The sequence below is a fragment of the Aeromonas dhakensis genome, from assembly GCF_000820305.1.
GTDB classification, from domain to species: domain Bacteria; phylum Pseudomonadota; class Gammaproteobacteria; order Enterobacterales; family Aeromonadaceae; genus Aeromonas; species Aeromonas dhakensis.
In genome coordinates this window covers 72,748-84,638 of the sequence record NZ_CDBH01000062.1, presented here as the reverse complement: position 1 = coordinate 84,638, position 11,891 = coordinate 72,748, and the positions used below count along the sequence as shown (strand labels likewise).

The following is an 11,891-nucleotide window of genomic DNA, read 5'->3' as shown; positions in this document are numbered from 1 at the left end:
GTTCCCGCCCTTCTTTTCACCTGCAGTTGCTCTGATCTCTCTGGAATACCGGTCCGTTATGGAACTCTTGTCTCTGGTTTATCGCCAATATCGTTGGCCCTTCATCGCCATTACCCTGCTCAGCCTGCTCAGTGCCGTCAGCGGGATTGGTGTCATTGCCTTTATCAATCAGTCTCTTGTCGAATCAGTCGGCGATCCGCTGCCGGTGCTCGGCCAGCTGATCGGCCTCATCTTATTGCTGCTGGTGATCACGCTCGGCTCTCAGCTGGCGCTGACCACCCTCGGCCATCATTTCGTCTACCGGCTGCGCGGCCGCCTGCTCAAGCAGTTGCTGGATACCGATGTCGCCCGCCTGCGCCAGATTGGCCAGGGGCCGCTGCTGGCCTCCCTTTCCAGCGACATCGGCCAGATCACCATCGCCTTCGTGCGCCTGCCGGAGCTGGTGCAGGGGCTGGTGCTCACCCTGGGGTCGGCCCTCTACCTCGGCTGGCTGTCGCCGGCCCTGCTCGGCGTCACCACGCTTTGGGTCACTTTCACCATGGTGGTGGGCTGGCTGCTGGTGAACCGGGTCTATCGCCATCTCTCCCACATGCGTCAGGCCGAGGATCGGCTCTATCAGAACTATCAGGCCATCATCGCCGGCAGCAAGGAGCTGGCGCTCAACCGCGAGCGGGCCCACTTCGTCTACCACCAGCTTTATCAGCAGAATGCACAGGAGTACCGCCAGCAGATCATCCGCGCCGACACCTATCACCTGAGCGCGGTGAACTGGTCGAATATCATGATGCTGGGGGCCATCGGTCTGGTCTTCTTCCTGGCCAACGGGCTGGGCTGGGCCGATACCCAGGTGGCCGCCACCTTCGCGCTGACCCTGCTGTTCTTGCGTACCCCCTTGCTACAGGGCATTGGCGCATTGCCGACCCTGCTCTCCGCCCAGGTGGCGTTCGACAAGATAGCCGCGCTGGCGCTGGTCGAGCCGGATCCCGACTTCCCGTTGACGTCCGCGCCCCGCGCCTGGCAGCGCATCGAGCTGGAGCAGGTGAGCTTTCACTATCAGGGGGAGGGCGGCTTTGCCGTCGGCCCTATCGATCTGGTCATCGAAAAGGGGGAGCAGATCTTCATCATCGGTGGCAACGGCTCCGGCAAGTCGACCCTGGCCATGCTGCTGACCGGCCTCTATCAGCCGGTATCGGGCCGGATCCTGCTGGATGGGGAGCCGGTCACCGATCGCAACGCCTATCTGGCGCTGTTCTCCGCCATCTTCACCGACTATCACCTGTTCCAGCACCTGCTGGGGCCGGAGCCCAAGGATGAGCTGGTGGCCGAGTGGCTGGAGCGGCTGCAGATGGGCAGCAAGCTCGCCATCGAAGAGGGCTTCATCGCCGATATCGACCTCTCCCAGGGGCAGCGCAAGCGGGTCGCCCTGCTGCTGGCGCTGGCCGAGCAGCGCGAGGTGATGCTGTTCGACGAGTGGGCCGCGGATCAGGATCCCCAGTTCCGTCGCATCTTCTATCAGCTGTTGCTGCCGCGCTTGAAGGAGATGGGCAAGACGGTGATCGCCATCAGCCACGACGATCTCTACTTCTCCCAGGCCGACCGGCTGCTGGAGATGCGCCAGGGCCGGCTCAGCGAGCTGACCGGTGAGCGGCGCGAGAAGGTGAGCCGCGATGCGGTCGCCCATCTGGATTGTGACTTGAATGCAGAGGTGCCGGTTTGAACCCGCCCAACAGGAACCGCTTATGTTTGAGATGAAATCAGCCAGCTTCGCGGTCAATGACCGCACGCTGCTGCACCCCACCGATCTCTGTTTCGAGCAGGGCAATGTCTATGGCCTCATCGGCCACAACGGTTCGGGCAAATCCACCCTGCTCAAGCTGCTGGCACGCCAGCAGCCGCTCAGTGACGGCGAGATCCGGTTCGATGACAAGCCGCTGCCGGCGTGGGGGGCGCGCGACTTCGCCCGTCAGGTGGCCTATCTGCCCCAGCATCTGCCGAGCGCCGAAAACCTGCTCGGGCGGGAGCTGGTGGAGATGGGCCGCTACCCCTGGCGCGGCCTGCTGGGCCGGATGGGGGCGGAGGATCACCGCCAGGTCGAACGGGCCATCGCGCTGACCCATACCGAACGCTTTGCCGACCGGCTGGTGGATACCCTCTCCGGCGGCGAGCGGGGGCGGGTGTGGCTGGCCATGCTGCTGGCCCAGGAGAGCCGTTTCATCCTGCTGGACGAGCCGCTGGCCGCGCTGGACGTGGCTCATCAGGTGGAGGTGCTCACGCTCGTCAAGCAGTTGAGCCGTCAGCTCAAGCTTGGGGTCATCATCGTCATTCACGACATCAACATGGCCTCCCGCTTCTGCGATCGGCTGGTGGCGCTGCACACCGGCCGCCTGCTGACCCACGGCGAACCCGAACAGATCATGACCGGCGAGACCCTGCACGCCATCTATGGCATCCCGATGGAGGTCATTCGCCACCCGGCCCATGATCACGCCATCGCTATCGTCTGACCGGGGGCCTTTCTTGAACCGTTTATTGAAGAAGATGGCGTCCTGCCTTGTCGGCCTGCTGCTGCCGCTTGCAGTGCAGGCTGACACATCCCCGACCGCCTCCGCGCCGGTACCCCGCATCGCCACCGTCGACTGGACCATAGCCGAAACCCTGCTGGCACTCGGGGTGACGCCGCTGGCAGTGGGGGATGTCGGCTCCTACCGCGCCTGGGTCGGCGAACCGCTGCTGCCAGCCGCCGTGGTGGATATCGGCCAGCGCGCCCAGCCCAACCGCGAACTGCTGGCCGAGCTGAAACCCGATCGCATCCTCATCTCGCCGCTGGCGGCCCCGCTGGCGCCGACCCTCTCCCGCATCGCGCCGGTACAATCCATCGCACTCTACGAGCCGGATGCCGATCTGTGGCAGCGGCTGCACGAGGCGACCCTGACCATCGCCGCACTGGTGAACAAAACCACCGAGGCCGAGCAACTGCTGGCCAGGCTGGACCAGGATCTGGCGCAGATGCGGGCGGCGTTGCCTGCGGATCTGCCGCCCCTGCTGGTGGTGCAGTTCATCGATGAGCGCCATGTGCGGGTATTTGGCCGCCACAGCCTGTTCGCGGCGGTGATGCAGCGGCTCGGCCTGCGCAATGGCTGGCAGGGGGAAACCAATGCCTGGGGCTTTGCCGTGGCCAGCCTGGAACAGTTGATGGCGCTGCCACAAGCGCGGCTGGTGGTGGTCGATCCGATCCCGGTCGGGGTGAGCGAGCGGCTGCAGGAGCCCGGTCTGTGGCAACAGCTGCCACAGGTGAGGGCGGCGGCCGTGCTGCATCTGCCTGCGGTGTGGAGTTTTGGCGGCGTGCTGGCGGCGCGCCGCTTCGCCGTGCAGCTCAGTACTGCGCTGCAGCAGGATGGGCAAAGCGGGGAGGGGCTGTAATGAACCAGATTTTTCCGTCGCCGCTGCGACTGCCTGTCAGCCTGCTGCTGGGACTGACGTTGGCGCTAGCGGGTTGGGAGCTGGCCGATCAGTTGCCGGTGGCGCGTTGGCTCGCGACCCTGTTGTCGCCGGATCTGACCGATGCCAGCCAGGCGGTGGTCCACTTCAGCTGGCTGCCGCGTCTTGCCGTCTGCCTGCTGGCCGGCGCCGCCCTCGGGCTGGCCGGCACCCTGATGCAGCAGGTGCTGCGCAATCCGCTGGCCTCGCCCACCACCCTGGGGGTGGCCTCCGGCGCCCAGCTGGCGCTGATGATGGTGACCCTGTTTGCCCCCTCCTGGTTGCTGCTGGGGCGGGAGTGGATCGCCATGGCCGGCGGCAGCTTCGCCATGGGGCTGGTGTTTTCCCTGGCCTGGTGTCGCCAGCTCAATCCGGTGGTCATCGTCTTCGCGGGCCTGGTGATCAACCTCTATCTGGCAGCCATCAGCATGGGGCTCTTGCTGTTCTTTCAGGAGGAGCTGAAAGGCTTGCTGGTGTGGGGCAGTGGCTCGCTGGTGCAGAACAGCTGGAGCGGGGTGAGCTACCTGCTGCCCCGTCTGCTGCTGGCTGGTGTGCTGGCCGCGGTTCTGGTGCGCCCGCTGGCGGTGCTGGAGCTGGATGATGCCAGCGCCCGCAGCCTGGGGGTCTCCCTTCAACACCTGCGTTTCGCCGGGTTAGGGCTGGCGGTGTTTGTCACCGCCTGCGTGGTGAGCGTGGTGGGGCTGATCGGCTTCATCGGGTTGGCCGCGCCCGCCCTGGTGCGCTTGCTGGGGGTAAGAAAACTGGCCCTGCGGCTGCTGTGGGCCCCAGTACTGGGTGCTCTGCTGCTGGCGGCTACCGATCTGCTGCTGCAATCCCTGAGTCGCAGCGGCTCTGTGCTCATCCCGACCGGTGCCATGACGGCCCTGCTGGGAGCGCCACTGCTGCTGTGGCTGATCCCGCGCCTGGGCATCAAGTCGGGCACGCCGAAGGCGAATGCCGCCCTGCTGGTGGCCCGCCACCCGGCGCCGGCCCGCCTTGTCGGCCTGATGTTGATGGGGCTGGTAGTGGCGGTGATCGCTTCTCTGCTGTTTGGACAAGGGATGGACGGCTGGCACTGGCCGAGCTGGCTGCGCTGGCAGGCCCAGCTGGAGTGGCGGCTGCCGCGCACCCTGGCGGCCGGTGCGGCGGGCATGCTGCTGGCGCTGGCGGGCACCCTGCTGCAACGGGTCAGCAGCAACCCCATGGCGAGTCCCGAGCTGCTGGGGGTGAGTGGTGGCACCTTCATGGGGGTGATTGCCACGGCGCTGCTGCTACCCGCCCTGCCTCTGCCCATGATGCTGGCCGGCGGCCTGTTAGGTGCCTTCGGTTGTCTGCTGCTGTTGCTGCTGGTCAATCGCAGCCACGGCTTCCAGCCGGAGCGGCTGCTGCTCTCCGGCATCGCCATCACGGCGCTGTTCGAGCCGTTGCAGGCCATCGCGCTGGCCAACGGTGACCTGCGGGTGCAGCAACTGCTCTCCTGGATGTCCGGCTCCACCTATTACGTCACCCTGCCGATTGCCGGCGGGCTGGTCGTGCTGGCGCTGACGCTGCTGGCGGCCTGCCTGCTGCTCAGCCGCTGGCTCGATCTGCTGCCGATGGGGCCGGCGGTGGCCGCCGCGCTCGGCATTCGGCTCAACCGGGCCCAGCTCGCCATCCTGCTGCTGGTGGCCGTGCTGACCGCCAGTGCGACCCTGGTGGTGGGGCCGCTCTCCTTCGTCGGCCTGCTGGCACCGCACATGGCCAAGCTGATGGGGCTGGTGCGGGCACGCTGGCATCTGCTCGGTGCCGCCGTCTCCGGCGCCCTGCTGATGGTGTCGGCGGACTGGATCGGCCAGCAGATCCTGTTCCCGCAGGAGCTGCCGGTGGGGCTGGTCTCCACCTTGTTAGGGGGCGCTTACTTCATGTGGTGCCTGCGCCGCCTCTAGGTTGGTGGATGAAAAACGCGCAATGAAAAGCCCGGGATGAACCCGGGCTTTTCATTGCCTGCCGTGCGGCGTTATTTGCCGATACAGAAGCTGGAGAAGATGCGGCCCAGCAGATCGTCGGAGCTGAACTCGCCAGTGATCTCACTGAGTGACTCCTGCGCGAGGCGCAGCTCTTCGGCCACCAGCTCGCCGGCCACGAACACCTCCAGCTGCTCCTTGGCTACCAGCAGCCGCTCGGCGGCACGCTCCAGAGCGTCCAGGTGGCGGCGGCGGGCCATGAAGCCCCCCTCGGTGTTGCCCTGGAAGCCCATGCAGGCTTTCAGATGCTCGCGCAGGGCGGGCAGTCCCAGCTCGGTCTTGGCGGAGATGCGGTAGACCGCGTGGCCCAGCTCCTGACTCGGTGCCAGATCTTCACCGGTCAGGTCGGCCTTGTTGCGAATGACGGTGAGGCCGATCTTTTTTGGCAACCGATCAACAAATTCCGGCCAGATCTCCCGCGGGTCGACCGCAGCCGTGGTGGTGCCATCCACCATGAACAGCACCCGATCGGCCTGTTCAATCTCGGCCCAGGCACGCTCGATGCCGATCTGCTCCACCTTGTCCTGGGTGTCGCGCAGGCCGGCGGTGTCGATGATGTGCAGCGGCATGCCATCCAGATGGATGTGCTCGCGCAGCACGTCGCGGGTGGTGCCGGCGATCTCGGTGACGATGGCGGACTCGCGGCCGGCCAGGGCGTTGAGCAGGCTCGATTTGCCGGCGTTGGGGCGACCGGCGATCACCACCTTCATCCCTTCCCGCAGCAGGGCGCCCTGCTTGGCCTCGCCGCGCACGTCGTCGAGCTCCGCCATGATGGCGTAGAGATCCCCCGCCACCTTGCCGTCGGAGAGAAAATCGATCTCCTCGTCCGGGAAGTCGATGGCGGCTTCCACATAGATACGCAACCGGGTGAGACTCTCCACCAGCTGCTGGATCTTGCCGGAGAACTGCCCCTGCAGGGAGTGCATGGCGCTGCGGGCGGCCTGCTCGCTGGAAGCCTCGATGAGGTCGGCGATGGCCTCGGCCTGGGCCAGATCCAGCTTGTCGTTCATGAAGGCGCGTTCGCTGAACTCGCCGGGGCGGGCTGGGCGTAGCCCCTTTATCTGCAGGATGCGGCGCACCAGCATGTCCATGATCACCGGGCCGCCGTGGCCCTGCAGCTCCAGCACATCTTCACCGGTGAAGCTGTTGGGGGCCTTGAACAGCAGGGCTATGCCTTGATCCAGCGGCTGGCCTTGCTCATCCCTGAACGGCAGATATTCGGCGTAACGCACCCGGGGGAGCTTGCCGAGCACTATCTCGGCGACCTGTTCGGCGGCGGGGCCGGAGACGCGGACTATGCCGACGCCGCCACGGCCGGGGGCGGTGGCCTGGGCCACGATGGTATCTGTAGTCATCTTGCTTGGCTCATTTGTTCGCTGATGGTTCACAGCAGTGGGGTCATTGTAATAAAAAAGGCGACCCGAAGGCCGCCTCTTTTGTCATCCATCTTGCCATCGGGAGCGATTAGCTGCGGGTATGCAGGCCTTTCTTCTCCAGCTGACGATAGATGATGGTCTGCTGGGTAATGGAGATGACGTTGCTCACCAGCCAGTACAGGGTCAGACCTGCCGGGAACCAGAGGAACATGAAAGTGAAGATGATCGGCATGAACTGCATCACTTTCTGCTGCATCGGGTCGGTAATGGTGGTCGGGCTCATCTTCTGCAGATACCACATGGAGGCGCCCATGAGGATCGGCAGCACGAAGAAGGGGTCCTTCACCGACAGGTCGGTGATCCACAGGGCGAACGGTGCGTGGCGCAGCTCGACGGACTCCATCAGTGCCCAGTAGAGGGCGATGAAGATCGGCATCTGTACCAGGATCGGCAGACAGCCACCCAGCGGGTTGACCTTCTCCTTCTTGTACAGCTCCATCATGCCCTGAGACATCTTCTGGCGATCGTCGCCGAAGCGCTCGCGCAGGGCGGCCAGCTTGGGCTGCAGCATGCGCATCTTGGCCATGGAGGTGTACTGGGCCTTGGTCAGCGGGAACATGACGCCACGCACCAGCAGGGTCAGCATGATGATGGCCAGACCCCAGTTCTGGACGAAGCCGTGGAACACGGTCAGCAGCCAGTGCAGCGGTTGGGCGATGAACCAGAGCCAGCCGTAGTCGACGGTCAGGTCGAGGTGGTTGGCTACCTTGGCCATCTGATCCTGCAGCTTGGGACCTACCCACAGCTTGCTGGTCACTTCGGCCTGCTGGCCGGCAGCGATGTCAACCAGCGGTGCCTTGTAGCCGATGATGGCCTGGTCTTTGCCAGGGATCACGCGGCTGTAGAAGCTGTTGGTATCGTCGGCATTCGGTGCCCAGGCGGAGACGAAGTAGTGTTGCAGCATGGCGACCCAACCACCCTTGGTGGTCTTGTTCAGGTCGGCATCCTTCATCTCGTCGAAGGTGTACTTTTTGTAGCGGGTATCTTCGCTGGAGAAGGCACCACCGCGGTAGGCGCTGGCCACCATGGCGTGACCCTGCTGGTCTTTCGGCGTGGCCACGGTCTGCTTCAGCTGACCGTAGAACTGCACCTGAACCGGCTCGGCAGACTTGTTGTCGATCTTGTAGTCGACGCCGACTGCGTAGTCACCACGCTTGAGGACGAACTCCTTGGTGAAAACCACGCCCTTGCTGTCGGTCCAGGTCATCGGGACGACGACTTGATCCTGACCATCGGCCAGCTGGTAGCTGGTCTGGGCGGCTTCATAGGTGGGACGACCCTGGGGCTGGCTGTCCGGGCCATTGCGACCAACCAGACCGCTCTGGGCAACATAGAGGTGCTCAGGCTGACTGGTCAGCAGTACGAACGGTTGATCCTTGCCTTCTTCCAGCTTGTGGGCCAGCAGTTCGGCAGAGACGATGTCACCACCCTGGGTATCCAGGGTCAGCTTGAGCACGTCGGAGGTGACGGTGATCAGCTTGCGTGCGGTGTTCGCGTTGGCTTGCTCGGAAACCTGAGGAATATCACCGGTCTGACCGGCTTCAGGTACGAAATGTTCGGTTTGGGCCACGGTAGTCGGGGCCGGCTTCGGAGCCTTGTCGGACTCCCACTGTTGCCAGAGCAAAAAGCTCACGAACAGCAAACCGATCAGGATGAGATTGCGTTGTGATTCCATAGTCTTCAGTTTCTTCGCTTTGGTTGCGGAACCGGGTCATAACCACCCTCGGATAAGGGATGGCATTTTAATAGACGTTTGCTGGCTAACCAAACGCCTTTTATGAAACCGTGAAGTCGGATTGCTTCTATCGCAAATTGGGAACAAGTCGGGGTGAAACGGCAGCGCGGCCCGAGCAGAGGGCTAATGATTAGCTGATACAGGCGTATCAGTTTGACAGCTACCCATTGCAACGGCGTGACAGAGTGCGCCATAGCTTTTCCAGTAACTTGAACAGTTCCTCGTTATCCATCTCCTTCACACCGGCCTTGGCGATCACGACGATGTCGATAGCGGGCAGATTGGCTTGATTGAGGCGGAAACTTTCCCGAACCACCCGTTTTACACGGTTGCGCCAGACGGCACGCTTGAGTGCTTTTTTGGGCACGGCGAGACCAAGGCGAGGGTGTTCGAGCGAATTGGGAGAGGCGAGAAGTGTAATCTGCGGAGAAGCGGCCCGGACAGGCTCGGCGAAAACGCGTTTGAAGTGTTCGGGAGTTAACAGACGTAACTCCCGAGAAAAGGTGTGCTGGGTAGGCATTAGACTACCAGGCGGGCACGACCCTTGGCACGACGAGCGGCCAGAACTTTACGACCGTTGGCAGTTGCCATGCGGGCGCGGAAACCGTGAGAGCGCTTGCGCTTCAGGTTGGACGGTTGAAAAGTACGTTTCATGATTCGATTCCGTATTTCTGTACAGTTTTGATTGTCACACTTAGCCGACGCGCCAGCTATAGCGTGTGACGACTAGCAAAAGAGGCCGAATTCTAAACAGAGTTCGGCTTTTAGTCAATCCGCCGTTCCCTCCCATCCTGCCCCGACCTTGAAAAGGTCTTGGGCGAGCGTGAGGATCCGAAGGATCAAGGGCTCCGGATTATACTGGCAACCCGGGGTTTAACAAGGATCCTCCAATAAAAAAGGCGGCAATGCCGCCAAAGAGAGAGCTATTTAAGCACTTTGCGCAGGAACTCCCGGGTGCGGGGATCCTGCGGATCGACCAATATCTGATCCGGCGGGCCCTGTTCCACGATCCGGCCCCCCTCCATGAAGATCACCCGATCGGCAACATCTCTAGCAAATTCAATCTCATGGGTCACCACCACCATGGTCTGGTGCTGGCGAGCCAGCTCCTTCATCAGGCCCAGTACTTCGTCGACCCATTCGGGATCGAGGGCCGAGGTGGGCTCGTCAAACAGGATCACCTTGGAGTGAGCCGCCATGGCCCGGCCGATGCCGACCCGTTGCTGCTGACCGCCCGACAATGAGGCAGGATAGGCGTCCTGCTTGTCGGCGAGACCTATGTCCTTGAGGATGCCGAGGGCGGTGGCACGGGCCTCCGCCTTCGGCTGTTTCCAGACGGTGATCAGCCCCTCGGCGATGTTGTCCAGCGCCGTCTTGTTGGCAAACAGGGCGTAGTTCTGGAACACGAAGGAGGCGCGCTTGCGCAGCTCGATGGCCTGCTGCTCGCTGGCCTTGGCCAGGTTGAGCTGCAGATCGTCGATGGCTAGGGTGCCCGTATCGGGAGTCTCCAGCAGGTTGAGGCAGCGCAGCAAGGTGGACTTGCCGGTGCCGGAGGGGCCGATGATGACGACGATTTCCCCCTTTTTCACCTCCAGATCGATGCTGTTTAGCACCTGATTGCCGTCATATGCCTTGGAGAGGCCGGTTAGCTTGATCATGATGGCCCTCCTTTAAACAGGCGCAGAGTTAAAACGGACTTCCGGCGTGCATTGCAAGCGGGTCGGTTGCGTTGTCATGGCAAACCCCTAATAGGCACGGTTGAGCCGCACTTCCAGCAGATGCTGCAGGCGGGTAAAGAAGATGACTACCACCCAGTAGACCAGGGCCACCGCCATGAAGCTCTCGAAGAACTTGAAGGAGGAGGAGGCTTCCATCTGCGCCTTGCCCATGATCTCGGCCACCCCCAGGGTGAAGGCCAGCGAGGTGCTCTTGATCATGTCGATGAAGTAGTTCATCAGCGACGGCGTGGCGATGCGGGCCGCCTGCGGCAGTATGATCCGCTGCATTGCCTGGTAACGGCTCATGCCGATGCTGAGGGCAGCTTCCATCTGGCTCTTGTGGATGCCAATGATGGAGGCTCGAATCGACTCGGCCATGTAGGCGGCAAAGTGAAGGGTCAAACCGACGATGGCGGCGGTGAAGGCATCCATTCCCACGAAGATGGGGAACAGCTGCGGCAGCCCGTAGTAGAGCAGGAACAGCTGGACGAGCAGCGGTGTACCCCGAAAGAACGAGATATAGAGCATCGCCAGCCAGTGGATCACGGGAACGCGAAAGACCCGTACTATCGCCAGGGCCAGCGACAGTACGAGTGCCAATGCGAATCCCCACAGGGCCATTTCCATCGTGGTGCCCAGATACTTGAGCAGGATGGGAAACAGCCCCAGCGTGTATTCGAGGTCAAATTCCATCATTTATTTGTCGGTGATGTCGGAAGCGAACCATTTTTCAGAGATCTGACGCAGGGAACCATCCTTGCGCATGGCGGTGAGGGCGTCATCGACCTTCTTCAGCAGTGCCTGCTTTTCCGGGGTCTTCAGGAAGGGCAGGGCGTTCTCGATGGTCTCGAACGGTGCGCCAGCCTGTTGCAGCGGCAGCTTGGATTCCTTGATCAGCTGGGCGGTGGAGACGCGGTCCATCACGAAGGCGTCGATGCGGCCCAGCGCTACATCCTGCTCGAAGGCGGAGTCATAGGTGCGGATGTCGATCTTCTTGTTGGGGTCGTTCTTGCGCAGCAGCTCTTCGAAGTTGGAGCCCAGGTTCACCGCAACCTTCTTGCCTTCCAGATCCTTGATGCCGTGGATGGTGCTGTTGCCCTTGCGGACCACGATCTGGGCGCCGTCATAGACGTAGGGCTGGGAGAAGGCGTACTTGGCCTTGCGCTCGTCGGTGATGGTGATCTGATTGGAGATGGTGTCGACGCGGCCGGTTTCCAGCATGCCGAACAGGCCGGAGAAGCTGGCGGTCACGAACTCGACCTTGTAGCCGGTGCGCTCGCCGATCTGGTTCCACATGTCCACTTCAAAGCCCTGCAGCTTGTCCTGCTTGACGAAGGTGAACGGGAAGTACTTGCCGGACATGCCGACCTTGATGGTTTCCTGGGCGATGGCCTGACCGGACAGGGCGGCCAGCAGAATGGCGGCGCCGGAGACCAGCTTGATGGATGACGTCATGGTGATTCCTCTCTCTCTGTAGTTCTGTATTTTTAGTTGTAAACGCTGGGGTTGCGCTGATGTTATT

At 62.7% G+C, this 11,891-nt stretch carries 12 protein-coding genes; 4 read left to right on the top strand and 8 right to left on the bottom strand.

The window, feature by feature from the left end; all coding sequences use genetic code 11:
* Positions 1-58: 58 nt before the first annotated feature.
* Genes BN1143_RS18120 through fhuB form a run of 4 tightly spaced genes read left to right on the top strand, consistent with a single transcriptional unit; the run spans position 59 to position 5,402 of the window.
* The gene (locus BN1143_RS18120; protein WP_042051614.1) at positions 59-1,717 is read left to right on the top strand and encodes a multidrug ABC transporter permease/ATP-binding protein; all 1,659 of its coding nucleotides are present in this window, start codon (positions 59-61) and stop codon (positions 1,715-1,717) included.
* Positions 1,718-1,739: 22 nt separating this feature from the next.
* On the top strand, positions 1,740-2,504 hold the full coding sequence (locus tag BN1143_RS18115; RefSeq protein ID WP_010635600.1) for an ATP-binding cassette domain-containing protein: 765 nt from the start codon (positions 1,740-1,742) through the stop codon (positions 2,502-2,504).
* Positions 2,505-2,538: 34 nt separating this feature from the next.
* Positions 2,539-3,420, top strand: a complete 882-nt coding sequence (locus tag BN1143_RS18110) for an ABC transporter substrate-binding protein (protein ID WP_042051628.1) — start codon at positions 2,539-2,541, stop codon at positions 3,418-3,420.
* Positions 3,420-5,402, top strand: a complete 1,983-nt coding sequence (gene fhuB, locus BN1143_RS18105; protein WP_042051613.1) for a Fe(3+)-hydroxamate ABC transporter permease FhuB — start codon at positions 3,420-3,422, stop codon at positions 5,400-5,402. The genes BN1143_RS18110 and fhuB overlap by 1 nt, the downstream gene beginning before the upstream one ends.
* A 71-nt stretch (positions 5,403-5,473) precedes the next feature.
* Here fhuB and mnmE read toward each other — a convergent pair whose 3' ends face one another.
* From mnmE to BN1143_RS18075, 8 genes are all read right to left on the bottom strand, one after another.
* Positions 5,474-6,835: a tRNA uridine-5-carboxymethylaminomethyl(34) synthesis GTPase MnmE gene (gene mnmE / locus BN1143_RS18100; RefSeq protein WP_042051612.1), complete on the bottom strand. Its 1,362-nt coding sequence runs from the start codon at positions 6,833-6,835 to the stop codon at positions 5,474-5,476.
* A gap of 109 nt (positions 6,836-6,944) precedes the next feature.
* Positions 6,945-8,591: a membrane protein insertase YidC gene (gene yidC, locus BN1143_RS18095; protein ID WP_010635604.1), complete on the bottom strand. Its 1,647-nt coding sequence runs from the start codon at positions 8,589-8,591 to the stop codon at positions 6,945-6,947.
* A gap of 5 nt (positions 8,592-8,596) precedes the next feature.
* Positions 8,597-8,845, bottom strand: coding sequence for a membrane protein insertion efficiency factor YidD (yidD, locus tag BN1143_RS22165; RefSeq protein WP_010635605.1), 249 nt, complete (start codon positions 8,843-8,845; stop codon positions 8,597-8,599).
* Positions 8,812-9,171: a ribonuclease P protein component gene (rnpA, locus tag BN1143_RS18090; protein ID WP_010635606.1), complete on the bottom strand. Its 360-nt coding sequence runs from the start codon at positions 9,169-9,171 to the stop codon at positions 8,812-8,814. Before rnpA ends, yidD begins: the two co-directional genes overlap by 34 nt.
* Entirely contained in the window at positions 9,171-9,305 is a 135-nt protein-coding gene (gene rpmH / locus BN1143_RS22160; protein ID WP_005307156.1) for a 50S ribosomal protein L34, read from the bottom strand. The genes rnpA and rpmH overlap by 1 nt, the downstream gene beginning before the upstream one ends.
* Before the next feature lie 269 nt (positions 9,306-9,574).
* Positions 9,575-10,309: an amino acid ABC transporter ATP-binding protein gene (locus BN1143_RS18085; protein WP_005307149.1), complete on the bottom strand. Its 735-nt coding sequence runs from the start codon at positions 10,307-10,309 to the stop codon at positions 9,575-9,577.
* An 87-nt stretch (positions 10,310-10,396) separates the two neighbouring features.
* Entirely contained in the window at positions 10,397-11,065 is a 669-nt protein-coding gene (locus tag BN1143_RS18080; RefSeq protein ID WP_005307147.1) for an amino acid ABC transporter permease, read from the bottom strand.
* Entirely contained in the window at positions 11,066-11,824 is a 759-nt protein-coding gene (locus BN1143_RS18075) for an amino acid ABC transporter substrate-binding protein (RefSeq protein ID WP_005307144.1), read from the bottom strand.
* Positions 11,825-11,891 lie beyond the last annotated feature (67 nt).